We start from the raw sequence: 23,773 nt of genomic DNA, 5'->3' as shown, positions 1-23,773 counted from the left end.
GCGAGGCGGGCGGCGAGCCCCGCTCGCCTCGGGCGAGCGGCGCCGTCGGCTACCGCGCCCCGGGCTCGACGCGCGGCGCGAGCCGCCGCACGGCCTCGCGCATCGCCGCCGCGGCGCCCCGCCGGACGGCGCCGATGGCGCGGTGGAGCACGAAGCTCGTCGCGAGGACCAGGAGCGCGATGCCGAACGCCGCGTGGAACGAGAGCGCCGGGCCGATCCGCAGCCCCAGCCCAGGGAACGTGGACCACCCGTACACGATCGGCACGTGGATCGCGTAGACCCCGAGCGACGCGCGCCCGAGCGGCGCCAGCCGACCGGCGGCCTTGGCGGGGACGAGGAAGAGCGCCGCGAGCAGCACGAGGATCACGCCGATCCGGAACACCACCAGGCGCGGGTCGCCCGGCGGAAGGGCGCCCACCCCGGTCCAGGCGGTCGCGAGCACGAAGGCGGCGCCGACCGCCGCGACGGCGGCCGCGCGCCGGCCGCCGCCGTCACCGACGAGGAGCGCGAGGACGGCCCCCGAGAAGAAGTACGCGGACCACGGGAAGAGCGGGAACGGCGAGGTCCCGCCCGCGGCCTGCCACAGGGCGAGGAGCGGCCCCGGCGCGGGCACCGTCCCCGGCGGCGGCACCGTCCCCGGGAGGGGCGCCTGCACCCCCGCCGCCATCGCGAGCACGGCGAGCAGGAGGAAGGCGATCGCCCGCTCGCGGCGGCTCCAGGGGAGCGCCAGCAGGCACGCCGCGGTGAGGAGCGAGATCGCGATGGTGTGCAGCGCGTCGAAGGCGAGGAGGTGGCTCCAGACCGTCCGATCGCCGGCCAGGAGGGCGTCGAGGCCCCACCCGGGCCACCGGAGGGCGTAGCCGATCACGAGGAGGAGGAGCACGCGGGGGAGCCGTCCGCGCGGGACGGCGAGGCCGGTGGCCCGGCCCCGCGAGATCGCCACCGTGACGGCCCATCCGGAGACCATCAGGAACAACGGGGCCGTGAGCCCGCGCGCCTTCCAGTACGTCTCCACGGCGGGGGCGGCCCGGACCTCCGGCGCGAGGAGCGCGTCGAGGGTGTGCCCCACCACCATCGCGAGCACCCCGAGGGCGCGCGCGGCGTCCAGCGCCGCGATGCGAGGGGCGCGGGGGCGCGCGGGGCCGTTGGCGGGCGCGACATCGACGACGGCAGCCTGCGCGTCGAGCCGCGCGGCGACGTTGGACGGCGAAGGGGGCAACCGGCGCGGTATAGCACGACCGGGCCGGACGCCGTCCAGTCTGGCCCGATGCCGGGCGATCGCCCGGCTGCCACCTGCCCCTACTTCAGGCCCGCCTTCACGTACTTCGCGAGCGACTCGATCTGGGCGTCGGTGAGCTTGCCCTTGAACGCCGTCATCTTCCCCCTGCCGGACTCGATGACCTTCGCGATCTCGGGCTCGGACAGCTTCGTGGCGGTGAGGTCCTTCGCGCCCATCTTGAGGCCGACGGGCGACCCCTTCCCGTCCTTGCCGTGGCAGACGGCGCACTTCTGCGCGTACAGCGGCGCACCGTCCTCCGCGCGGGCGACGGCGAGAGCGGCGAGCACGGCGAGCGTCACGGCGAGGCGCTTCATCGGGACCTCCGGGTTCGGGTGCGCTACGGAGAGGCCGTTCCGGCACCGGCCGGCGCCGGCACGCGGGCGCGATCCGGCGCCCGGAACGTGCCGACCAGGATCGGCACCGCGATCTTCACGAGCAGCGTGAACACGAGGAACCCGATGCCGAAGACGCCGACGGCGACGGCCCACTCGGTGCCCGTCGGCGTGTACTCGTAGATCTGCCCCAGCGCCGAGGGGGTGAAGCCCGGGATGATGAGGCCCATCCCCTTCTCGATGTAGACCCCCGCCCAGATGAGGAGGCAGCCGAGGTTCAGCGTCCGGTAGTCCTTGCGCGTCCGCGGAACGAGGAAGAGCAGGAACGCCGACACGCTGCACGCGAGGGAGATCCAGGCGTACGGTACGAGCGCCCCGTGTGGCGCGCCCGAGGCGTCGCGGAGCCCGCGCCAGAGGTACTGCGTGTAGGCGAGGTGCTCGGTCGCGGAGTAGTACTCCTTGAACAGCTCCGCTCCGAGCAGGAACAGGTTCAGGAACATCGCGTAGCTCATTAGCTCCGCGATCTTCCAGATCGCCTCGTCCTGGATGGGGAAGTCGTTGGTCCGGCGGAGGATCTGGAACAGCACGATCATCACCGCCGGTCCCGAGCAGAACGCCGACGCGATGAACCGCGGCGCCAGGATCGACGCGTTCCAGTACGGGCGCGCGGCCATGCCGTCGTAGAGGAACGCCGTGACCGTGTGGGTCGAGATCGCGATCGGGATCGACAGCAGGACGAGCGGCAGGAAGACGCGCCGGTCGTATCCCCTCCCCCGGTAGGTCCGGTAGAGCAGGTACAGGACGAGGGCGAGGTTCACGAAGAGGTACGTGTTCAGGACGAGCGCGTCCCAGGTCAGCAGCGACCGCGGGAAGTTCGGCTTCCCGAGGAGCGGGAGGACGTGGAGGAACCGGTCCGGACGCCCCATGTCCACGAGGACGAACAGGAGGCACATGACGAGCGCGCTGATGGCGAGCAGCTCGCCCAGCACCACCACCTCCTTCAGGGGCTTCCACTGGTAGACGTAGGCGGGGATGACGAGCAGCACCGCCGCCGCCGCGACGCCCACGAGGAACGTGAAGTTCCCGATGTAGAACGCCCAGGAGACGTCGTCGCGCATGTTGGTCGCGATGAGCCCCACGGCGGCCTGCCGCGCGTACGCGACGGCCCCGACCGCGATGGCGGCGAGCAGGAGCGCCAGCCACGCCTTGTACGCGCGGCCGCCGGTGAGCACCTGCCGGACGCAGCCCCTCCCGAACTCGACGATCCCCGACATGAGCCCTCGCTCGTGCGTCAGAAGTTGGGAGCGTGTGCGCAGCGGTCCTAGGTCGCGTAGAAGTAGTAGAGCCGCGGGTGCGTGGCGAGCTCCTCCTTGAAGACGAAGACCCGCTTCGTCTCCATCACCCTCCGGATCTCGCTCTCGGCGTCGAGCAGGTCCCCGAACTTCCGCGCGCCGACCGGGCAGGCCTCGACGCACGCCGGGTAGCGCCCGGCCCGCGTGCGCTGGATGCAGAACGTGCACTTCTCGACCACGCCCTTCGGGCGCGGCCGGTTCCCGAGGTGGTGCTGCTCCGGGTTCAGCTCGCCGGGCGGCAGGGTCGGCGCCGCCCAGTTGAAGTGGCGCGCGCCGTAGGGGCACGCCGACATGCAGCAGCGGCACCCGATGCACCAGTCGTAGTCCACCACGACGATGCCGTCCCGCTCCTTCCAGGTCGCCTGGGTCGGGCACACCTTCACGCAGGGCGGGTCCCGGCACTGCTGGCACTGCACCGGGAAGTAGAACTTCCCGGGGCGCGGCACCGCGTCGGCCTCGTAGTAGAGGTCCGCGTGCGCGAGATCGACGCCGTGCTCCTTCTCCATCTCGAGCACCTGGATCCAGTGGATCTGCGGGTTGCGCCGGGACTGGTTGTTCTCCTTCACGCACGCGTACACGCAGCGGCGGCACCCGACGCAGCGAGACAGATCGAGGCCGTAGCCGAACTCGACGCCGGGGCGCGGCCCCTCGGCGGTGACGTGCGTCGCCCTCCCGAAGCGCTCCCGGTTCCGCCGCTCGATCCGGGCGAGGTCCCGCCGCAGCTCGTCCGGCGACAGCTCCCTGAAGTGCTTCCGGAGGACCGCCTCGAGGCCCGGCGCGCCGCTGCACGCGGCCGCGGACACCGCGGCGCCGGCGGCCGCGGTCCGGAGGAACGCCCGGCGGGTGACCGGGCCGCTCGGGGGCCGGCTCCTGTTCGCGCTCATCGCCGCTGCTCCTCGGGGCGCACCGGCCGGGGCTCCGGCTTCAGGTACCCGCGCGTCGGCGCGACCGTCCGCTTGCCGTTCGAGACGATCTCCCGGACGCCCTTGAAGCGCGGCGAGTGCGGGTCGTGACAGTTCACGCACAGGAAGTAGGTCTTCGCCCCGTCCCACCGGCCGACGCGCTTCCCGTGCACGCCCGCGCGCCAGTCGCGGGACTTGTCGCCGTGGCACTGCCCGCAGAGCCGGTACGACTCCGTGAACGGGACCGTCGCGCCGCTGGCGAGCCGGAGGACGTCGCGATCCTGGAGATCGTGGCAGTCGAGGCACCAGCGGTGCTCGGCGTCGTGCGAGAAGACCGACTGCTGCTCGTCGTGGAACGCGAGCTCGCGCCGGGCCCCGTTCTTCTCGAGGGACGCGTGGCACGCGGAGCACGGGAAGATGCCCTCCGAGAACGGCGGCGCCTCCGCCTCGACGAGCCCGATGGGGCTCGGCGCGGTGCTCGCCGGCCGAGCGCTCGCCGGCGCCCCGGCGTGCGCCGTCACGGCCACGAGCCCCAGCAGCACGGCCGGGATCGAACGGCGGATCGAGCGTGGACGCATGCCCGTCTCCCTGCCCTCCGGCCGAAGCTACGTTGGGCTTGACGGTCGTCAGTTGCGCTCGATCAAAGGTGACGGGGCTACTTTGGGGCGCAAACTTCAGGGCGAGACTTCAGGTGAGAAGGACGGCTCGGAGACGCCGGTTGCGGCCTGGACGCGTTCGCGGACCTGACGAGGTCGCCGTATCAAAAGCTCCCCCGCGCGAGCAGGTCGCGCATCGCGATGGTCCCGACCAGCCGCCCGTCGGGATCCACCACGGGCAGCCGCTCCAGATCGCTCTCCCCGAACCGCGCGGCGACCTGGGCGACCGTCATGGTGACGGTGACGGGCTCCACCTCCCGGTCCACGACGTCCGCCGCGACGATCATCCCGAGGTCGGCCTGATCGGAGATCGTCCCCTTGAGGGCGTCGAGGCGGATCACCCCCAGGAGCCTCCCGGCCTCGTCGGTGACGTAGAGATCGTGCCCGGGCTCGAGGCTGAGCAGCTTCTGCAGCAGCGGCGCGAGCGGCGTGCCGGGCGGGACGCGCTCCGCGTCGGCGTGGATGAGCGCGGTGATCGGGGTGGTGCGGAGCCACTCCGGCCGGGGCAGCTCCGGGAGCGTCGCCCCGCGCCGCCGCAGCGACGCGGTGTAGAGCGAGTCCTGCTCGATCGCGCGGCTCGTCCCGGCGGCGACCGCCGCGCAGAGCATGAGCGGCAGGATCACGCCGTAGTCGCCCGTCAGCTCGAAGATGATGAGCACCGCCGACACCGCGGCGTGCGTGGTGCCGGCGAGCACGCCGGCCATCCCCACCAGCGCCAGGGCGCCGGGCGGGGCGACCCCCGGGGCGAAGCGCTCCAGGATCTGGCCGGCGACGCCGCCGATGGCCGCGCCGAAGAACAGCGACGGCGTGAAGAGGCCGCCCGGCACGCCGGTGCCGGCGCAGAGCGCGGTCGTGCCGAGCTTCAGGGCCGGGAGCACCAGCAGGAGCTCGAGGGGGACGCCCCCGAGGAGCATCTGGTGGACGGTGTCGAAGCCGTTCCCGAGCACCTGCGGGAAGCGGACGGCGATCGCGCCCACGGCCGCGAGGCCCAGCACGGGCAGGAGCGGCCGGGTCCAGCGCGGGAGCCGCTCGAACTCCACCTCGACCCAGCCCATCACCCGGACGTAGATCGCGGAGGCGAGGCCGAGCAGCGGCGCGAGGGCGAGCCCGAGGAGCAGCTCGCGCGGGCGGAGCAGCGCGTACTCCGGGATGACGTACGTGTCGTGCGCGATGGGCAGCGTCCGCGCGACCGCCGTGGCGATCACGCAGGCGACGACGATCGGGCCGAGGAGGTCGAGCGCGAAGCTGCCGAGGAGCACCTCGAGGCCGAAGAGCGCGCCGCCGATGGGGACGTCGTACGCCGCCGCGATCCCCGACGCGGCCCCGCACGCCACGAGGACCCGCGCCTGGCGATCGGTGAGCCGCAGGCGCGTCGCGAGCCAGGAGCCCGCGGCCGCGCCGGTCTGCACCAGCGCCCCCTCCCGGCCGAGCGACGCGCCCGCGCCCACCGACGCGATGGACAGGGCGGCGCGCGAGAGCGTCCGCCACAGCGAGAGCTCCCGGCCCCTGTGCCAGATGGCCTCGATGATCCGCGCGGTGCCGTGCCCGCCGCGGAGCCGCGGGAAGATCCCCGTGACGAGCGACACGAGGACGCCCGCCGCCGCGGGGACGAGCACCCTCCGCAGCGGCGTCGCGGCGTTCACCGCGACGATGAACCGCCCGCCGGGCGGCCAGGCGAGCCGCTGGACGAGCGACAGGAACCAGAGGAGCACCCCCGAGCCGAGCCCGGACAGGAAGCCGGTCGCGATGACCAGCAGCCAGAACCGCTGCACGGCGGCCGGGAGGACCCGCAGGAAGTCCCGGACCGAGCGAAGGAACGGCGGCGGTGCGCCGTGAGGGGACGACCGCTCTGCCTGGGGATCGTCGTTCAAGCCCCCCGCCCCGAGCCGGGAGCGGCCTCACGCCCGGCAGCCGCGCGGCCGACCGGCGCGCGCGAACACGCCGGTGCGATGCTCCCTCCGGGAAGGTGGCGACGGCGTCCGGGCGACGCACCGCACCGCCGCGGGGCCGGCGCTCCCTGCTACTCCGCCGCCGCGCCCCGGACCGCGGCGCCCGGCCGCCCGCCGACGAGGAACACCATCGCCAGGAGGAACGCGATCCCGGCGAAGGTGAGCACCGCGTCCGTGAGGAGGACCCCGCGGGCGGGCGCCAGCCCGAGCCACGCGGCGGCGCGCGGTCCGACCGCGCCGTCGAGCTGGGTCACGTAGCTGATGGCGAGGTTCGCCGACGCGTTGAAGAGCGCGTACTTCGTCGCGGTCGCCGCGGAGAGGCCGACCATCTCGAGGACCATCCCCGCCCAGGTGGCGAAGGCGATGCCGCCCGCGAAGAGGTAGACGAACGTCCCCCACGCGTACGTCCACGGCGTCATGGGCGCGAGCGCCATGGCCACCGCGGCGATCGCGGTGACCCCGCCCGACGCGGCGTAGGCGAGCCGCCGGCTCATCCGGTCGGCGAGGACGCCGCCGAGGAGCGCGCCGATCGCGCTCGCGACGCCGCCGCCGAGGCCGTTCGCCAGCGACACGACCGCCGCGCTGGCGCGGTACTGGCTCGCCATCCCCGAGAAGAGGTTGGACATCGCCTGGCACCCGACCGGCGCGAGGCAGATGAGCAGGCCCGTGAAGCCCTGCCGGCTCGTGACGGTGGCCCAGAGATCCCTCAGCATCGCGCGGAGGTGGAGGCCCGCGGCGCGCGTGAGGCTCCCCGCCCGCGCCACCGCCTCGTCCACGCGCCGCGGCTCCTCGATCCGCAGCGCCGCGGCGGCGCTCGCCACCACGATCGCGGCCAGGGTGAGGCTCGCCGCGCGCGTCGAGACGCGGTCGGCCACCAGGATCGCCAGGGCGCCGAGCAGGCCGGTCGATCCGACGTTCGAGGCCATGGCGAACCCGCCCACCTTGCCCTTGTCCCGCCGGCGGGTGGTGGTGGCCATCAGGGCGTTGTTGGCCGCGTGCCCGGTGGTCGCCACGGCTTGGAGGACGGTGAGGAGCGCCGCGAACGCCGGGAGCGCCGAGAGGGGATCCGGCGTGAGGCCGATCGCGACGAAGAGCGCCGCGTTCAGCGCCGCCATCGCGAGGTACCAGAGCTTGCGGTACGAGCCGAGGTCCAGGACGGGGATCCACGCGAGCTTCACGGCGTGCGCGAGGTTCGCCGAGGCCGAGACGGTGGCGATCGCGCCGATCCCGTACCCCCGCCGCTCCATCCAGAACGGGACCGTGATCGAGAGGAAGCCGACGGCGGCGCCGAACGGGAGATCGAGGAGGAGGAAGATCCAGGGCGGCGTGGGCCGGGCGGGATCGGCGGCGGGGACGTCAGTGCGGTCTGGCATGTGGCGCGGGATGGAGCGAGGATCCGCGACCGGCGGCTATCCCCGGGCCGCGAGCCAGCCCCCCACGGACGCGCGCGTCCGCTCCCGGAGCTCCACGTCCTGCCGGAGCCGCTCCAGCGTCTGGGCGATCGCCTGGCGCGCCTCGTCCACCGGGTGCTCCGAGAGGAACGTCTCCGCCTCCTGGAGGTGGCGCCGCTCGACGAGCGCCCCCATCGACTCCACGATCCGGCGCAGCAGCATCGGCGCCCCCCGCACCCGCTCGAGCAGCGGCGCCCAGTCGGCCCGGAGCCGGATCCACGCGGGGTCCCGCGCCACGCGGTTCCCGAGGAGCGCGCCGACGAACGACGCGACATCCTGGAGCGGGACCTCGCCGGAGAGGCAGAGCTCGATCCCGCGCAGCGCCAGCGCCGGCTCCTCGAACCCGGCGAGGGCGAGCAGGTACCGCCGGCGGAAGGCTGGGTCGGTCTCGCCGCGGAACAGGCTCCGGAACGCCTCGAACCGCGCGGCGTCGCCCTCGCGGGCCACGACGCCGACCGCCACCTCGTGCAGGTTCGGCTCGAGCGCCGCGCGCTCGCGGGCGAGCCAGAGATCGAGCCGCGCCCGCGCCTCGGCCCGCACCTCCGGGTCCCGGGCCACGAGCCCGAGCGCCCGGACCGCCGCCGCCCGTCGCAGCCGCACCGGGTCCGGCTCGCCCGGCGCCGGGTCCCACCCCACCGCCTCGAGCTGCGGCTGGAACAGGCGCGCCACGAACGCCTGGAGCGCGGGGCGATCCCCGTCCTCCACGATCCGGTGCTCGATCGTGGCGAGCCGCGCCACCAGCTCGTCGAGCACGGCGTAGTCCTCCTCGCCGCCGAGCGCCGCGCAGAGGTCCAGGAACGCCGCCATCTCCGCCTCCCCCGCCCGCACGAGGGCCCACTCGTCCTGGAGGAGGGCGACCCGCTCGGCGGGCGAGAGGGCCGGGAGGTCTGCGTTCAGGGCCGCGAGGAGGCCCGCGTCGTACGCCACCCGGTAGAACCCGGTCGCGCCGGCGTTCGCGCAGAGGATCTCGGGCTCGCCCTCGAGGGCGACCTCCGCCGAGGCGTCGCGGAGCAGGACCCGCTGCTCGACCTCGCGACCGCCGGTCCGGTACCGGAGCACCATCGGCACGGGCCAGGTCGCCGCGTCCGCGCCGGTGGCCGCGGCCGGATCCGAGAAGAAGCGGCGCTGCTCGAGCCGGAGCGCGGCGCCGGCCCGGGAGACGCGGACGAGCGGGTACCCGGGCTCGCGCAGCCACGCGTTCGCGAGCTCGACCACCGGCTGGCGCGACGCCTCGGCGAGGGCGGCCCAGAGGTCGTCGGCGACCGCGTTGGCCCGCGCGTGCCGGCGCATGTAGCGGCGGAGCCCGTCGCGGAACGGCTCCTCGCCGAGGTAGCCCTCGATCATCCGGAGCACCGCCCCGCCCTTCTCGTAGGTGATGAGGTCGAACGCCTCGCCGGCGTCGGCGACGTCCTTCACCTCGGCGTGGATCGGGTGGGTCGAGCGCAGCGCGTCGAGCCGCATCGCCGCCGCCTTGCCCTGGTCGAAGTCGAGCCAGACCCGCCAGGCGGGCTTCCACGCGTCCACGATCTTGGCGGCCATCCAGGTGGCGAAGGCCTCGTTCAGCCAGAGGTCGTCCCACCACGTCATGGTCACCCAGTTGCCGAACCACTGGTGCGCGAGCTCGTGGGTGACCACCTCGGCGACCCGCTTCTGCTGGCCGAGCGACGCGGTGGCGGGGTCGAGCAGCAGCGCCGTCTCGCGGAACGTGACGAGCCCGGCGTTCTCCATGGCGCCCGCCTCGAACTCGGGCAGGCCGACCTGATCGAGCTTCCCGAACGCGTACGGCACCGCGAAGTAGTCCTCGAGCCGCGGCAGCGCCTCGACCGCCACCGCCTGACCGAACCCGGTGAGCGCGAGCTTCTCCGGGCTCGCCCAGGTGCGAACGGGGATCCCGCGCACCTCGACCGCCGGCAGCGACTCGACCCGCCCGACCACGAGCGCGACGAGGTAGGTCGGGAGCGGCGGCGTCTCCGCGAAGACCACCCGCCGGACGGCGCCCCGATCCTCCTCGCGGGCCGGGACGCCGTTCGAGAGCACCACCGCGCCCTTGGGCGCGTCCACCGCGAGCCGCCACGGCGCCTTGAACCCGGGCTCGTCGAAGCAGGGGAAGACGCGGCGCGCGTCGGCCGACTCGAACTGCGTCGCCGCGAGGCCGCTCCCGGCGAGGTAGAGCCCGCGCAGCCCCGGGCTCATCGGGCCCGAGAAGGAGAGCTCGAGGCTCGCGGGGCCGGCCGGCGCCGCCGCGCCGAGCCGGAGCACGATCGTCTCGCTCGCGGGCGCGGCCCGCACCTCGGCGACGGGGAGGTCCCGCCCGGCGGCGCGCACGCTCGCGCGCTCGACGGCGAGCCCCGCCGCGTGCAGGACGAGCTCCTCCGCGGGCGCGGCGAGCGCGACCGCGATCCGGATCGTGCCGGAGAACCGCCGGCCGTCGAGGTCCACCGAGAGCGACGCGTCGTAGGCGGTCGGGCGGACCGAGGTGGGCAGGCGGAAGGTGCGGTCGTCGGTGGGGTGCGGCATCGCGAGAGGCTCCGTGGATCGGGAAGGCTCGGTGGGCGGTGAGCATGCGGCCGGGGCGGCCGCCGGGGCAACCGCAAGTTGCCGCCTCCGGCCGATGGAGCAGCCGTCCGGCGCCCACCTCGTGCCGGTCGAGCGGTACCTTCACGGGGCGGTCGTTTGGCAAGGCGCATCGCGTTAACTTGATTAGAGAATCGACAGGGTGCCGCACCTGCCGCGACGGCACGCGGCATCCGCATCGGGGGCACCATGACCGCGATCGCGAAGGAGCAGGACGCCATCCGCCGCTCGCGAGAGGTCGCCGAGGCCTCGCGCGAGGTCGAGTGGCAGGGAGCGGGGTTCCTGCGGGAGCTATTCCTGGGGAAGCTGCGCCTCGAGCTCATCCACCCCTACCCGCTCCCCGGACCGGAGCGGCCCGAGTTCACCCGGTGGTACGGGGAGCTCGAGGCGTTCCTGCGGGAGCGGGTCGATCCCGCCGGGATCGACATGACGGGCGAGTACCCGCCCGACGTCCTGGACGGCCTCCGCGCGCTCGGCGCGTTCGGCATGAAGGTGCCGACCGAGTACGGCGGCCTCGGCCTCGACCATGTCGAGTATGCGAAGGTGATGGCGCTGCTCGGCAGCTACGACGCCAACCTGACCGCCCTCCTCTCCGCCCACCAGTCGATCGGCGTCCCCCAGCCGCTCGTGCTCTTCGGCTCCGAGGAGCTCAAGCGCCGCTACCTGCCCCGCGTCGCGAAGGGCGCGATCAGCGCCTTCGCCCTCACCGAGGTGAACGTCGGCTCGGATCCCGCGCGCCTGGCCACCACCGCCGAGCGCACGCCGGACGGGCGGCACTACGTGCTGAACGGCTCGAAGCTCTGGTGCACCAACGGCACCCTCGCCGAGCTGTTCGTCGTGATGGCGCGCGACCCCAGGACCGACGCGATCAGCGCGTTCGTCGTCGAGGCGGGCTGGCCGGGCGTGGAGGTCGCCCACCGCTGCCGCTTCATGGGGCTGCACGCCCTCGCGAACGCGGCGCTCCGCTTCACGAACGTCCGCGTCCCGGCGGAGAACCTCATCGGCGAGGAGGGGCGCGGCCTGAAGATCGCCCTCACCACCCTCAACACCGGCCGGCTCTCGCTGCCCGCGGCGGTGGTCGGCGGCACGAAGAACATGCTCGAGCTCTGCCGGAAGTGGTCGTCGGCCCGCGTCCAGTGGGGCCAGGAGATCGGCAAGCACGAGGTGATCGCGCACAAGCTCGCCGAGATGGCGTCGAGCGTGTACGCGATGGAGGCGATCTCGGATCTCGTGCAGGCGCTCGCCGACCGGAAGGGCTACGACATCCGGCTCGAGGCGGCGGCGGCCAAGGAGTGGAACACGGTCAAGACCTGGCGGATCGTGGACGAAACGATGCAGCTCCGCGGCGGCCGCGGGTACGAGACGGAGGCCTCGCTGGCCGCGCGCGGCGAGGCGCCGGTCGGCGTGGAGCGCGCGATGCGCGACACCCGCATCGACCTGATCTTCGAGGGCTCCTCGGAGATCATGCACCTCTTCATGGCCCGGGAGGCGGTGGACAAGCACCTGCAGGTCGCCGGCGCGCTGGTGGACCCGAAGGTCCCCGCGCGCGGGAAGCTCGCGGCGCTCCCCCGGGTCGCGGCGTTCTACGCGCCGTGGTACCTCGGCCTGTGGCTGCGCGGCCTGTACCCGCCGCGCTACCGCGAGTTCGGGAGGCTCGCGCGCCACCTGCGCTTCGTCGAGCGGTCCTCCCGGAAGCTCGCCCGCGAGATCTTCCACGGGATGGTGGTCTTCCGGGCCGGCGCCGAGCGGCGGCAGGCGTTCCTGTTCCGGATCGTGGACGTCGCCAACGAGCTGCTCGCGATGAGCGCGAGCGTCGCGCGGGCCGACGCGCTCCGGCGCGCCGGACGTCCCGAGGCGGCGCGCGCGGCGCGGCTGGCGGATCACTTCTGCCTGACCAGCCGCCGCAAGGTGCGCGGGCTCTTCGCCGCGCTCTGGCACAACGACGACGCCCGCGCCTACGCGCTCGGCCGCGAGGTCCTCGCCGGCGAGCACGCGTGGCTCGAGCGCGGCGGCATCGGCCTCGGCCTCACGGTCGAGGACCTGCGCCCGGCCGAGGAGCCGGCGCGCCGTCCGCAGGTCGCCGGCGCCCCGCCCGCCGCGGCGGAGCCCTCCGCGACGGTCGCGTGACGAACGCGGGCCGGGAGGGCGCGCGCGCGCCCACCCGGCCGCGCGCCGCGTCCGCGCGGGCGGCGACGTCGGTCACGCCCGCTCGTAGAGGCGCACCGAGAACCAGGCGCGCTCGTCGGTCCACGTCCGGTCGAGCCGCCACCCGCCGATGGCCGCCAGGGCGTCGAACGCACGCGGCTCCCACTTGTACGCGCTCTCGGTGTGGATCGTCTCGCGCTCCCGGAACGTGAACGACGCGCCCGCGACGTGGACGAGCTGGGCCTCGACGCTCTCGAGGTGCATCTCGACCCGGCCGAGCCGCCCGTTCCACACGGCGAGGTGACGGAAGCGGTCGAGCCGGAGATCGCCCCCCAGCTCCCGATCGATGCGGGCGAGGAGGTTCAGGTCGAAGGCGGCGGTGACCCCGCGCGCGTCGTCGTAGGCGCGCCGGAGCGTCCCCTCGTCCTTGGGCGGGTCCACGCCGATGAGGAGCTTGCCGCCCGCCCCGGCGTCGCGGGCCATGCGCCGGAGGAGCGCCACCGCCTCGGGCGGATCGAAGTTGCCGATCGTGGACCCCGGCAGGAACGCGAGCCGGCGGGCGCAGGCGAGGTCCGCGTCGGGCAGCGCGATCCCTTCCGTGAAGTCGCCGACCACCGGCCGGATCGGCAGCCCGGGGAACTGGCGGGAGAGCCTCCGCGCCGCCTCCGCGAGCGCCGTCGCCGAGATGTCCACCGGCAGGTACCCGGTGGGGCGCTCGAGCGCGGCGAGGAGCTCGACCGTCTTGCGCCCGGAGCCCGCGCCGTACTCGAAGACCAGCACCTCCGGGCCGATCGCGCCGGCGATCTCGCCGAGGTGCCGCTCCAGGATCGCGAGCTCCGTCCGGGCCGGGTAGTACTCGGGCTGCTCGCAGATCAGCTCGTACAGGGCGGACCCGCGCGCGTCGTAGAGCCACTTCGGCGAGAGCGCCTTGCGGGGCGCGCCCAGCCCCGCCAGCACCTCCGCGAGGAAGCGCCCCGACTCCGGCCGCGCCTCGACGACGAACCCCGCTCCTTCGACGTCGGTCACGGATCCCTCGCGAGCCGGACCCCGCTGAACTGCCAGCGGGCGTCCGGGTGGAAGAAGTTCCGGTAGCTCACCCGCGCGTGCCGCCGCGGCGTCGCGCAGGAGCCGCCGCGGAGCACGAGCTGGTTCACCATGAACTTGCCGTTGTACTCGCCGAGCGCGCCCGTGGCCGGGCGGAAGCCCGGGTACGGCGTGTACGGGCTCCCGGTCCACTCCCAGGCGTCGCCGAGGAGCTGGCGGGGACCGTCCCCGGGCGCCGCCACCGCCGGGTGCAGCCGGCCGTCGTCCGCGAACGTGCCCGTGGCCTCCGGCGCCGCCGCCGCGGCCGTCTCCCACTCGGCCTCCGTGGGCAGCCGCGCGCCCGCCCACCGCGCATACGCGTCCGCCTCGTACCAGGAGACGTGGGCGACCGGCTCGGCCTCGTCGAGGGGACGCACGCCGCCGAGCGTGAACTGCGACCACCGCCCGCCCGGCTCCGCGATCCAGTACAGCGGCGCGTCCCAGCCGCTCCGCCGGACCGCGTCCCACCCATCGGACATCCAGAGCTCCGGGCGACGGTAGCCGCCGTCGGCCACGAAGGCGAGCCACTCGCCGCAGGTGACGAGGCGCGAGGCCAGCGCGTGCGCCGGGATCCGCTCCGGGTGGCGAGGCCGCTCGTTGTCGAAGGCGAAGCCCGCCCCCGGCGCGCCGACCTCCACCATCCGCGCTTCGCGCGCGATCCACCGGAGGGCCGGTGCCGGCCCGCCCGCGGGAGGCGGCGGCGACGCGTACGCCGGGCGGAGCGGGCTCGCGCCGAACGCGTGCTTCACGTCGGTGAGGAGCAGCTCCTGGTGCTGCTCCTCGTGGTTGATCCCGAGCTCGACGATCTCCGCCAGCGGGTCGGGGAGACCGCCCTCCATCAGCTCCGCCAGCTCCGCGTCGACGGCGCCGCGGTAGCGGTTCACGTCCGCGAGGGACGGCCGCGAGAGCAGGCCCCGCTCCGGGCGCGGCTGCCGCGGCCCGGCCGCCTCGTAGTACGAGTTGAAGAGATAGCCGTACGCCGGGTCGAAGGGGGGCCGCGACGGGCGCGCCCGCGCGAGGACGAAGGTCTCGAAGAACCAGGTCGTGTGCCCGAGGTGCCACTTCGCCGGGCTCGCGTCCGGCATGGACTGGACCATCGCGTCCTCGGGCGTGAGCGGCGCGGCGAGCGCGCCCGTCGCGCGGCGCACCGCGAGGTAGCGGTCGCGCAGCGACGCGCCCGCCTCCGCGGCGCGGGCGCGTGCGAGCTCCTGCGTGGATCGGCGAGCCTCCGCGTCCGGCACGGCACGAAACCTCGCCACGCGCCCCCGGCGCCGCAACGCGAATGCCTCCTCGTGACGCGCCCGTGCGGGCCGATCGCGACCTTCCGGGGACCCCGGCGGCACGCGCCGAGAGCGGACCGCGCTCGCTTTACGCCGTGCCGCCCGGCCGCTCGCGTCCGCGCGGGTTCCCGCGACCGTGCCGGGTTTTCCGCCGCGCCGGCCGGTCGTGCGCTAGCCTCTCGCCGTGACCGAGACCCCCGCGCTCCACTCCGCCCCCGATCCCCGCGCAGAGCTCGCCCGCCGCCTGGAGGACCGCCACGCCCGCGTGGCGCGGCTCGACGTCGCCGACGCGCGCGTCGCCCGCGGCCGGCTCGTCGTCTTCGTCGCCGCCCTCGCGATCGCCGCCCTCTCCTGGGGCGCGGAGACGCTCTCCGCGTGGTGGCTCGTCGTCCCCGCCGTCGTCTTCGTCGCGCTGGCCCTCCTCCACGATCGCGTGTTCCTCGAGCGGGACCGGGCGCGCCGCGCGGTGACCTTCCACGAGGCGGCCCTCGCCCGGATCGACGGACAGTTCGCGGGGCGCGGCATCGCCGGCGATCGCTTCGCCGACCCCGCCCACCCGTACGCGGCGGATCTCGACCTCTTCGGCGCCGGAGGGCTCTTCGAGCTGCTCTGCGCCGCGCGCACGCGCCCGGGCGAGGAGCGGCTCGCCGCCTGGCTTCGCGCCCCCGCCCCGACGGACGAGGTCCGCGGTCGGCAGCGCGCCGTCGCGGCCCTCGCGCCGCGGCTCGACCTCCGGGAGGACCTCGCCGTGCTCGGCGCCGACGTCCGCGCCGCGGTGGACGCCGCAGCGGTGGCCGCCTGGGGTGCCGCCCCGCGGCCGCTCCCGACGGCGACGGTCCCGATCGCGATCGCCCTCGCCCTGGCGGGGATCGCCGCGACCGTGAGCTGGCTCACCGGACGTGGCGGCCTGCCGCTCCTCGTCGTCATCGTCCTGGCGTGGGGCTTCCGGCGCGCGCTCCAGGAGCCGATCGCGCGCGTGCTGGGCGGGCTGGAGCGACCCGCGGCGGAGCTGCGGGTGCTGGCGCTGCTCCTCGCGCGCCTCGAGCGCGAGCCGCTCGACGAGCCGCGGCTCGCCGCGCTCCAGGCGCGACTCCGCGCGCCCGCCCCGGCGTCGGCCCGGATCGCCGCCCTCGTGGCGATCGCCGCGCGGATCGAGTGGGCGCACAACCAGTTCTTCGCGCCCATCGCGTTCCTGCTGCAGTGGACGCCGCTCCACGCCGCGCGCGTCGCGCGCTGGCGCGCCGCGAACGGCGCCGCGGTCGGCGGCTGGCTCGACGCGGTGGCGGAGCTCGAGGCGCTCTCGTCGCTCGCGGGCCACGCCTACGAGCAGGCCGGCACCGTCTTCCCCGAGCTCCTCGACCTCGGCGAGGAGCGCCGGGCCGTCCTCGAGGGCGACGCGCTCCGCCACCCGCTCCTGCGGGGCGCCGTGCCGAACGACGTCCGCGTCGGCGACGCCGGCCCGCGCGTGCTGCTCGTGTCCGGCTCGAACATGTCCGGGAAGAGCACCTACCTCCGGACGGTCGGCGTCAACGTGGTGCTCGCCCTCGCCGGCGCGAAGGTCCACGCCGCCCGGCTCGCGCTCACCCCGCTCCAGCCCGGCGCGACGCTCCGGATCCAGGACTCGCTCCAGGCGGGGAAGTCGCGCTTCTACGCGGAGATCACGCGGCTCAAGGAGCTCGCGGATCTCGCCGCGGGCCCGTACCCGCTCCTGTTCCTGCTCGACGAGATCCTGCACGGCACCAACAGCCACGACCGACGGATCGGCGCCGAGGCCATCGTGCGCGGCCTCGTCGATCGCGGCGCGATCGGGCTCGTCACCACCCACGACCTCGCCCTCACCGAGATCGCCGGGAACGGCGGCGCCCTGGCGAACGCGCACTTCGAGGATCAGGTGAAGGACGGCGCGATCGTGTTCGACTACCGCCTGCGCCCCGGCGTCGTGCAGCACTCGAACGCGCTCGCGCTGATGCGCGCGGTGGGGCTGAGGGTGTGATCTCGATGATGAGAGCTGGCGCTCCAGGTCCGAGCGGGAGGGTGATCCACGGCTACCGCTTCGACGCGAGCTCGAGCTTGCCGAGCGGGTCCTCGTCGATCCTCACGTTCGCCTGCTTCCAGAGGTCGTCCAGGAACCGCTTTCGGTCGGCCTCCCGGCGCTCGTTTGCGAGGCGCGCCGCCAGCGCGTCACGAACGATTTCGAACCGCGGCTCGTACGCCGCTTCTCGGCCCACGAGCTTCACGAGGTAGAGCGCCGACGCGCTCTCCACCACCGCCCCGCCGAGCTCGCCGGGGATCTTCAGGTCGAACGCCGCCTTCGCCAGCTCCGGACCGTAGCCGCCCTCGAGGTCCTCCCGGCTCGCGTAGCCCACCTCGCCGCTCGAGGCGCGGGTCCGCTCGTCCTCGGAGCGCGCGCGGGCCAGCCTCCCGAACGCGTAGTAGTCCTTCGACCCCGCGCGCGCCTCCGACAGCGTCTGCCGCGCGAGCGCTAGCTTCTTCTGGCGCGCCGCCGGATCCGGCACCTTGAACTCGACGAGGGCGATCCGGATGCGCTCCGGTCGCGACAGCTCCGCCTGGTGCTCCTCGAAGTACTTGCGGAGCTCGCCGTCTTCGGGCGCCTTCCGGCGCTCCGGCTCGTCGAGCTCCTTCTCGAGGTAGAAGCTCCCCAGCTCCTGCGCGTAACGCCGCGCGAACTCGGGGTCGCGCTGATACCCCTTCTCCTCGGCACGCCGCGCGAGGATCCGCTCCCGGGCCAGGTCCTCGACGAACCGCTTCCGCGCCTCCGGCGTCGCGAGCCGGGCACGCGCCATCTCCGGCATGGCCCTTACGCGCGCTTCGACCTCGCTCGTGCGGAGCGCCTCCCCGCCGAAGCTGACGACGATCGCGCCCTCGCCCGAGCCGTCGAGCACGCTCGGCGCCCGGCTACCGCGGCCGGCCCAGTAGCCGCCTCCGGCGGCGAGCACGATGACCAACGCCAGAAACGCCTTCTTCATGCGCGGTGTCTCCCTCCAGGCCGATTCACACGGCACCCTCACGGGCGGGCCGCCTTCCCCCCGCACTGCCGTGACTGTTCGGTCCCTTCGTCATCCTTCACCGTACCACCATCACCGTTCGTCGACGCCCGGAATATTCACCTTCAGTTCCGCCTGATCCCCCGCCGGCCTCGTTCGCTCGGCCGGGAGTGGCCCGGGCTCTGGTCCGCCACGGGCCTGATCGGCGGAGAGCCCGTCGTCGCCGAGAAGCCGGCAGAGTTCTTCCGCTAGCTCGGCTAGATGCCGGCCTCGGCGAGCCTCCGACTCCACAGGCCTCCCGGGTTCGAGTCGGACGCCGCTTTCGCTCAGCGGCTCGGCAAGGCGCTCCGCGATGCAGAGGACCGCGCCGCGGCGGAGCTCGAACGCGAAGGCCGTTCCTTCCTCGGCGCAGCTCGCGTCCTCGCGCAGAAGCCCTACGCACGCCCCGCTCCCGGCGAGCCGCGGCGGGGGCTCAATCCTCGAGTCGCGTGCCGGACCAAGTGGAAGCGGATCGAGGCGCTCCAGTGGCTCGAGAAGTTCGGACGGGCTTACCAGGCCGCCCTCGAGCCCTGGAGAGCCGGCGTCCGCGACGTCATCTTCCCCCTCGGCACGTGGCTGATGCGCGTCCAGCACGCTGCGCGCTGTCAGGCGTACGGATAACCCCACCGGTCCGTCCGACCAAGCAGCCCCCACCGGATCTCCAGGCGAGACGCCGACGGGTCGCGCACGCCACCGCACCGGCGCTCCCGCGTCGAGGTTGCCAGCCGCGGTCATGTCGTGCCTGTTCGCGGCGTTCATTGCGGGTCGCCTGGGGTCTCCTGCCTCGCCACATTCGTTCCCGAGTCCCGATCCTTTCACTCATCGTGCAGCTACGTCATCCTCTTCCACGAACTACTCTCGGTCGGGGGTTTCCGCACGCCTCCACACCGGCCTTCGTGCACGGCGGGTGTCCCACGGCGTCTCGCTGTGCCTGTCGCTGCGATCCATGGCTTCTTACCGGGGACTCTTGCCTCACTAATCCGCTCTCGAAAAGCCGCTCCTGCCCGTCGTCGTTCGATCCCGCATCCCCTCCCCCGCAACTACTCTCGGTTGGGGCGTTGGCGATTATTTACGTTCCATACATGTTCGCAGCTAGCGTCATCGCCACGATTTGCACGAACACCCCAAGCACGACCGCCCGCAGCGCAACGATTGCGGTGCGATCAGGAGGCCCGCCTGATCGCCCACCACCAGCATTTAGAACTAGATAATACGCTATCACCGCAGCCACAAGCGGAACCCGAATGCGACAACATCCCAATTTGCGATGGAACTTACCCCACGAACACGAGCCCAATAGAACAGAACACCAACAACAACATGAGCAACGGCACAAGCGATGAGAGCCAACAGTTTCAAGGCAGTGTCCGCCCCTTCGATTTGTCGCTGCTTCCAGTTTTCGCTTTTTGCTCTTGCGCCTTAGCTGCCTCCCGTCGAAGCACGAACGCCCGCACTTCCAACTTGGTTGCCTCCGCCTTGCAAGCGCCCCGACCAAGCGCCCCGACCGAGAGAAGTTCCCGCGGACGGCCCGTCCGCCGCGCGGACGGTCGGCTCCGTCCAAGCGCTGTACTTTCGCCCATTCCTCCTCGGCACGCCAGTTGCCCTGAGCCTCGGGCATGACCGCGCCCAGGCAACTTTTCGAGGGCACCACCTATCTCGTGACGCGCCGCTGCTCGGAACGCCGCTTCTTCCTCCGGCCATCGAGGAATACCGACGACATCTTCCGGTACGTCCTCGCCATCGCCGCGAACCGGTACGAGATCCAGGTGCACGCGTTTTGCGTGCTCTCGACCCACTTCCACCTGGTCGTGACCGACCCGCACGCCCGGCTCCCCGAGTTCCACCGCTACCTCGACGGCCTGGTCGCTCGGGCGATGAACTGCTCCCTCGGCCGGTGGGACGGCTTCTGGGAGCGAGACACCTACAGCGCCGTCCGACTCGAGACCGACGACACGGTGATCGAGAAGATGGTCTACGTCCTCGCGAACCCCGTCGCAGCCGGCCTCGTCCGACACGGCCGGGAGTGGCCGGGGCTCTGGTCCGATCCCGCCCTGATCGGCGGAGAGCCGATCATCGCGAAGAAGCCCGCGGGGTTCTTCCGCAAGATGGGCCGGATGCCGGCCTCGGTGAGCCTCCAGCTCCACAGGCCCCCGGGGTTCGAGTGGGACGCCGCCTTCGCCGAGCGGCTCGGGAAGGCGCTCCGCGATGCCGAGGACCGCGCCGCGGCGGAGCTCGCGGGTGAAGGCCGCTCCTTCCTCGGCGCAGCCCGCGTCCTCGCCCAGAAGCCCTACGCGCGCCCCGCCCCCGGCGAGCCGCGGCGGGGGCTCAATCCTCGCGTCGCGTGTCGAACCAAGTGGAAACGCATCGAGGCGCTCCAGCGGCTCGAGGAGTTCGGATGGGCCTACCGGAAGGCGCTCGAGTCGTGGAGGGCGGGCGTGCGCGACATTCTCTTCCCCGCCGGCACGTGGCTCATGCGCGTCCAGCACGCCGCACTCTGCGGCGAAACATGCGGATAGCCGCACCCTCTCGGTCAACCAAGGCAGGACCGAACGGCTCTCCCAGTGAGGCGCCGAGGCTCGCGCACGCCGCCACACCGCCGTTCGCGCACGGTGGATGACCCTCGGCAACCCGGTTTGCCTGTCGCCGCCGTCCATAGCGTCTTGCCGAGGAGTCTCGCCTCACCACTTCGACCTCGAAAGGCCGCTCTCATCCATTGTCGTTCGTTCCCTCATCCCGTTCCCGCGCAACGACTCTCGGTCGGGGCCCTCACCTGCCTCACCACATTCGTTCCCGAGTCCCGATCCTTCCACTCATCGTGCAGCTACGTCATCCTCTCCCACGAACTACTCTCGGTCGGGGGTTTCCGGTCGGGGGTTTCTTCTACGACATCCAGGTCCATGCCTTCTGCGTGCTCTCGAACCACGTCCACCTGGTCGTCACCGACCCACTCGCCAGGCTCCCTGACTTCCACCGCTACCTCGACGGCCTCACCGCCAGGGCGATGAACTGCCTCCTCGGCCGGTGGGACGGCTTCTGGGAACGCGACACCTACAGCGCCGTTCGCCTCGAAACCCCCGAGGCGGTGATCGAGAAGATGGTCTACGTCCTCGCCAACCCTGTCGCCGCTGGCCTCGTCCGCCGCGGCCAGCAGTGGCCGGGGCTCTGGTCCTCCCCGTCCCTCGTCGGCGGCGCGCCCATCGTCGCCGAGCGACCGGCGGGGTTCTTCCGCAAGCTCGGCCGGATGCCGGCCTCGGCGACGCTCCAGCTCAAGAGGCCTCCCGGTTTCGAGACCGACGCCGCCTTCGCCGAGCGCTTGAGCGAGAAGCTGCGCGAAGCCGAGGACCACGCCGCGACAGAGCTCGAAGCCCAAGGGCGCTCCTTCCTCGGCGCACCCCGCGTCCTCGCCCAGAAGCCCTACGCCCGACCCGCCCCCAGTGAGCCAAGACGGAAGCTCAATCCACGAGTCGCCTGCAGGACCAAGTGGAAGCGGATCGAGGCGCTCCAGCGGCTCGAGGAGTTCGGACGGGCTTACCAGGCCGCCCTCGAGTCCTGGAGAGCCGGCGTCCGCGACGTCATCTTCCCCCTCGGCACGTGGCTGATGCGCGTCCAGCACGCTGCGCGCTGTCAGGCGTACGGATAACCCCACCGGTCCGTCCGACCAAGCAGCCCCCACCGGATCTCCAGGCGAGACGCCGACGGGTCGCGCACGCCACCGCACCGGCGCTCCCGCGTCAAGGTTGCCAGCCGCGGTCATGTCGTGTCTGTTCGCGGCGTTCATTGCGGGTCGCCTGGGGTCTCCCGCCTCGCCACATTCGTTCCCGAGTCCCGATCCTTCCACTCATCGTGCAGCTAAGTCATCTTCTTCCACGAACTACTCTCGGTCGGGGGTTTCCGTCCTCCCCCGGCACCTTCCGGCGCTCGGGCCCATCGAGCTCCTTCTCGAGGTAGAAGCTCCCCAGCTCCTGCGCGTAGCGCCGCGCGAACTCGGGGTCGCGCTGGTAGCCCTTCTCCTCGGCACGCCGCGCGAGGATCCGCTCCCGGACCAGGTCCTCGACGAACTGCTTCCGCGCCTCGGGCGAGGTCAGCCGAGCGCGCGCCATCGCCGGCATGGCTTGCACGCGCGCTTCGACCTCGCTCGCGCGGAGCGCCTCACTGCCGAAGCGGACGATGACCGCGCCGTCGCCGGCGGAATCGAGCACGCTGCTCGTCCGCGACCCGCGGCCGGCCCAGTAGCCAACGGCCGCAGCGAGAATCACCACAGCGGGCAACTTCACACGTGCGTTCATCAGCGCGCATCTCCGTTCATCACATCGCGACCGAGAGAAGATTCGCGGTCACCCCGTCCGCCGCGCGGACGGCCGGCTCTGTCCAAGTCGCAGCTCTTCAGCTCGAAAGGCCACCGAACTCGAATCCGACGCCGCGTTCGCCGAGCGCTCGAGCGCGAAACGGCGCGAAGTCGCGGACCACGCCGCGGCGGACCTCGATGCCGAAGGGCGCTCCTTCCTCGGCGCACCCCGCGTCGTCGCCCAGAAGCCGTACGCCCGTCCCGCCCCCGGCGAGCCGCGGAGCGAAGCTCAATCCACGGGTCGCCTGCAGGACGAAGTGGAAGCGGATCGAGGCGCTCCAGCGGCTCGAGGAGTTCGGAGGGGCTAACCAGGCCGCCCTCGCGTCCTGGAGAGCCGGCGTCCGCGACGTCATCTTCCCCCTCGGCACGCGGCTGATGCGCGTCCAGCACGCTGCGCGCTGTCAGGCGTACGGATAACCCCACCGGTCCGTCCGACCAAGCAGCGCCTCCCGGATCTCCAAGCGAGACGCCGACGGATCGCGCACGCCACCGCACCGGCGCTCCCGCGTCGAGTTCGCCAGCCGCGGCCATGTCGTGTCTGTTCGCGGCGTTAATTGAAGGTCGCCTGGGGAGTCCTGCCTCGCCACATCCATTCCCGAATCCCGAGCCTTCCACTCGTCGTGCGGCTATGTCATCCTCTTCCACGAACTCTCTCGGTCGGGGGTCTTCCACCGGAGCTGGGCTATCTATCACGATCTTTACGTGGGCACGCGTCGGCGATCTGGCGAACATACTCCCCGGGACTCCCGGGCGTCACAACCGGATACAACTGTTCGAGTAAGTCGAAATCGCTGCAGAACGCTGTCGTTTGGAGGTCTAACCGCCGGATAGACTTTCGCGCCCCCATCCAGCACTTATTCACTTGTTTCGGGTGCTCCTTCAGGAGGCGAAATACGAGTTCCTCCACCGCCTCTCCGTACTCGCCCGACAAGTCCTCAGCAAGCGCACCTATCGCCACGAACGAATCGCATCTCCCGTTCGCTGCCGCTTCTGACAATGCATCAAGCACGGGGGTAGCAATTCCTTCACGCAAGCCGCGAGTGACTTCGGACTTGTCTGCACTTTCCACATACCGAAGCACAGCGACATCAATCTGCCACAGGTACCTCGGAGTGAGCCGCCCCGATCTGATTGCGCGCGCGAGCGCACTTCCGCGATGCGGATCCGCCAAGCACCGTTGAAGGACCCTACTCGCGAACGCCCCGCCGACCGCCGAAAGGCGTCCCTGGAGCGCACTAGATAGCGCCCGCGCTTCGCCGTCGGTTAACGAAGTCAACCTAGCCGCCTGGCCGACCGCTTGACGCGGCCACAGAATAGCGGCAACAAGCGCCGCCCCTGCAACTACTCGGCGCTTCACTGTTTCCCCTTGTACCGCGGAGCC

Annotated in this window: 18 protein-coding genes; 5 read left to right on the top strand and 13 right to left on the bottom strand. The window is 72.8% G+C overall.

The window, feature by feature from the left end; genetic code table 11:
* Nucleotides 1-49: 49 nt before the first annotated feature.
* From MNZ27_RS05505 to MNZ27_RS05470, 8 genes are all read right to left on the bottom strand, one after another.
* Nucleotides 50-1,219 (bottom strand): acyltransferase family protein, encoded by a 1,170-nt coding sequence (locus MNZ27_RS05505; RefSeq protein WP_242393037.1) that lies wholly within the window; start codon nt 1,217-1,219, stop codon nt 50-52.
* Nucleotides 1,220-1,299: 80 nt separating this feature from the next.
* Nucleotides 1,300-1,593: a c-type cytochrome gene (locus tag MNZ27_RS05500; protein ID WP_242393036.1), complete on the bottom strand. Its 294-nt coding sequence runs from the start codon at nt 1,591-1,593 to the stop codon at nt 1,300-1,302.
* Between the two features lie 23 nt (nt 1,594-1,616).
* On the bottom strand, nt 1,617-2,885 hold the full coding sequence (gene dsrP / locus MNZ27_RS05495; RefSeq protein ID WP_242393035.1) for a sulfate reduction electron transfer complex DsrMKJOP subunit DsrP: 1,269 nt from the start codon (nt 2,883-2,885) through the stop codon (nt 1,617-1,619).
* A 47-nt stretch (nt 2,886-2,932) separates the two neighbouring features.
* The gene (locus tag MNZ27_RS05490) at nt 2,933-3,847 is read right to left on the bottom strand and encodes a 4Fe-4S dicluster domain-containing protein (RefSeq protein ID WP_242393034.1); all 915 of its coding nucleotides are present in this window, start codon (nt 3,845-3,847) and stop codon (nt 2,933-2,935) included.
* Entirely contained in the window at nt 3,844-4,443 is a 600-nt protein-coding gene (locus MNZ27_RS05485) for a hypothetical protein (protein ID WP_242393033.1), read from the bottom strand. Before MNZ27_RS05485 ends, MNZ27_RS05490 begins: the two co-directional genes overlap by 4 nt.
* A 182-nt stretch (nt 4,444-4,625) precedes the next feature.
* Entirely contained in the window at nt 4,626-6,392 is a 1,767-nt protein-coding gene (locus MNZ27_RS05480) for a chloride channel protein (protein ID WP_242393032.1), read from the bottom strand.
* A gap of 149 nt (nt 6,393-6,541) precedes the next feature.
* Nucleotides 6,542-7,843, bottom strand: a complete 1,302-nt coding sequence (locus MNZ27_RS05475) for an MFS transporter (RefSeq protein ID WP_242393031.1) — start codon at nt 7,841-7,843, stop codon at nt 6,542-6,544.
* A gap of 36 nt (nt 7,844-7,879) precedes the next feature.
* Nucleotides 7,880-10,438, bottom strand: coding sequence for a M1 family metallopeptidase (locus MNZ27_RS05470; protein ID WP_242393030.1), 2,559 nt, complete (start codon nt 10,436-10,438; stop codon nt 7,880-7,882).
* 246 nt (nt 10,439-10,684) lie between these two features.
* Between MNZ27_RS05470 and MNZ27_RS05465 the strand changes: the two genes are divergently transcribed.
* Nucleotides 10,685-12,622: an acyl-CoA dehydrogenase family protein gene (locus tag MNZ27_RS05465; protein WP_242393029.1), complete on the top strand. Its 1,938-nt coding sequence runs from the start codon at nt 10,685-10,687 to the stop codon at nt 12,620-12,622.
* A 72-nt stretch (nt 12,623-12,694) separates the two neighbouring features.
* Here MNZ27_RS05465 and egtD read toward each other — a convergent pair whose 3' ends face one another.
* Nucleotides 12,695-13,666 carry an L-histidine N(alpha)-methyltransferase gene (gene egtD / locus MNZ27_RS05460; protein WP_242393028.1) on the bottom strand — a complete coding sequence of 324 codons (972 nt, stop codon included), beginning with the start codon at nt 13,664-13,666 and terminating at the stop codon, nt 12,695-12,697.
* The gene (gene egtB, locus MNZ27_RS05455) at nt 13,663-14,964 is read right to left on the bottom strand and encodes an ergothioneine biosynthesis protein EgtB (RefSeq protein ID WP_242393027.1); all 1,302 of its coding nucleotides are present in this window, start codon (nt 14,962-14,964) and stop codon (nt 13,663-13,665) included. Before egtB ends, egtD begins: the two co-directional genes overlap by 4 nt.
* Nucleotides 14,965-15,187: 223 nt before the next feature.
* Here egtB and MNZ27_RS05450 point away from each other — a divergent pair, with 223 nt between their 5' ends.
* Complete coding sequence (locus tag MNZ27_RS05450; protein WP_242393026.1) at nt 15,188-16,996, top strand: MutS-related protein; 1,809 nt, start codon at nt 15,188-15,190, stop codon at nt 16,994-16,996.
* A 52-nt stretch (nt 16,997-17,048) separates the two neighbouring features.
* Here the strand turns inward: MNZ27_RS05450 and MNZ27_RS05445 are convergent, their stop codons facing one another.
* Entirely contained in the window at nt 17,049-17,990 is a 942-nt protein-coding gene (locus MNZ27_RS05445; RefSeq protein WP_242393025.1) for a peptidylprolyl isomerase, read from the bottom strand.
* Nucleotides 17,991-18,269: 279 nt separating this feature from the next.
* Here MNZ27_RS05445 and MNZ27_RS05440 point away from each other — a divergent pair, with 279 nt between their 5' ends.
* The 3 genes from MNZ27_RS05440 to MNZ27_RS05430 all read left to right on the top strand — a co-directional run bounded on the left by MNZ27_RS05440 (nt 18,270) and on the right by MNZ27_RS05430 (nt 21,687).
* Nucleotides 18,270-18,668 carry a hypothetical protein gene (locus MNZ27_RS05440; RefSeq protein ID WP_242393024.1) on the top strand — a complete coding sequence of 133 codons (399 nt, stop codon included), beginning with the start codon at nt 18,270-18,272 and terminating at the stop codon, nt 18,666-18,668.
* Nucleotides 18,669-19,663: 995 nt separating this feature from the next.
* Complete coding sequence (locus MNZ27_RS05435; RefSeq protein ID WP_242393023.1) at nt 19,664-20,563, top strand: transposase; 900 nt, start codon at nt 19,664-19,666, stop codon at nt 20,561-20,563.
* A 392-nt stretch (nt 20,564-20,955) separates the two neighbouring features.
* On the top strand, nt 20,956-21,687 hold the full coding sequence (locus MNZ27_RS05430; RefSeq protein WP_242393022.1) for a hypothetical protein: 732 nt from the start codon (nt 20,956-20,958) through the stop codon (nt 21,685-21,687).
* Nucleotides 21,688-21,901: 214 nt separating this feature from the next.
* On the opposite strand, the gene MNZ27_RS05425 is transcribed toward MNZ27_RS05430, so the two are convergent.
* Both MNZ27_RS05425 and MNZ27_RS05420 read right to left on the bottom strand, forming a co-directional pair.
* A complete protein-coding gene (locus MNZ27_RS05425) occupies nt 21,902-22,246 on the bottom strand; it encodes a hypothetical protein (RefSeq protein WP_242393021.1) in 345 nt (114 codons plus the stop codon).
* Between the two features lie 184 nt (nt 22,247-22,430).
* Nucleotides 22,431-22,745 carry a hypothetical protein gene (locus tag MNZ27_RS05420; RefSeq protein WP_242393020.1) on the bottom strand — a complete coding sequence of 105 codons (315 nt, stop codon included), beginning with the start codon at nt 22,743-22,745 and terminating at the stop codon, nt 22,431-22,433.
* Nucleotides 22,746-23,773: the final 1,028 nt, after the last annotated feature.

Source organism: Anaeromyxobacter oryzisoli (genome assembly GCF_022690765.1).
Lineage (GTDB): Bacteria > Myxococcota > Myxococcia > Myxococcales > Anaeromyxobacteraceae > Anaeromyxobacter > Anaeromyxobacter oryzisoli.
Note: the sequence above shows the minus strand (reverse complement) of the source record. Positions and strands in the feature narration are given on the sequence as shown.

What these genes read in the sequence shown, in the direction of transcription:
- MNZ27_RS05500 (WP_242393036.1), bottom strand. Translation starts at nt 1,593, where the DNA reads ATGAAGCGCCTCGCCGTGACGCTCGCCGTGCTCGCCGCTCTCGCCGTC.
- dsrP (WP_242393035.1), bottom strand. Translation starts at nt 2,885, where the DNA reads ATGTCGGGGATCGTCGAGTTCGGGAGGGGCTGCGTCCGGCAGGTGCTC.
- MNZ27_RS05490 (WP_242393034.1), bottom strand. Translation starts at nt 3,847, where the DNA reads ATGAGCGCGAACAGGAGCCGGCCCCCGAGCGGCCCGGTCACCCGCCGG.
- MNZ27_RS05485 (WP_242393033.1), bottom strand. Translation starts at nt 4,443, where the DNA reads ATGCGTCCACGCTCGATCCGCCGTTCGATCCCGGCCGTGCTGCTGGGG.
- MNZ27_RS05475 (WP_242393031.1), bottom strand. Translation starts at nt 7,843, where the DNA reads ATGCCAGACCGCACTGACGTCCCCGCCGCCGATCCCGCCCGGCCCACG.
- MNZ27_RS05470 (WP_242393030.1), bottom strand. Translation starts at nt 10,438, where the DNA reads ATGCCGCACCCCACCGACGACCGCACCTTCCGCCTGCCCACCTCGGTC.
- MNZ27_RS05465 (WP_242393029.1), top strand. Translation starts at nt 10,685, where the DNA reads ATGACCGCGATCGCGAAGGAGCAGGACGCCATCCGCCGCTCGCGAGAG.
- MNZ27_RS05445 (WP_242393025.1), bottom strand. Translation starts at nt 17,990, where the DNA reads ATGAAGAAGGCGTTTCTGGCGTTGGTCATCGTGCTCGCCGCCGGAGGC.
- MNZ27_RS05440 (WP_242393024.1), top strand. Translation starts at nt 18,270, where the DNA reads ATGCCGGCCTCGGCGAGCCTCCGACTCCACAGGCCTCCCGGGTTCGAG.
- MNZ27_RS05435 (WP_242393023.1), top strand. Translation starts at nt 19,664, where the DNA reads ATGACCGCGCCCAGGCAACTTTTCGAGGGCACCACCTATCTCGTGACG.
- MNZ27_RS05420 (WP_242393020.1), bottom strand. Translation starts at nt 22,745, where the DNA reads ATGACGTCGCGGACGCCGGCTCTCCAGGACGCGAGGGCGGCCTGGTTA.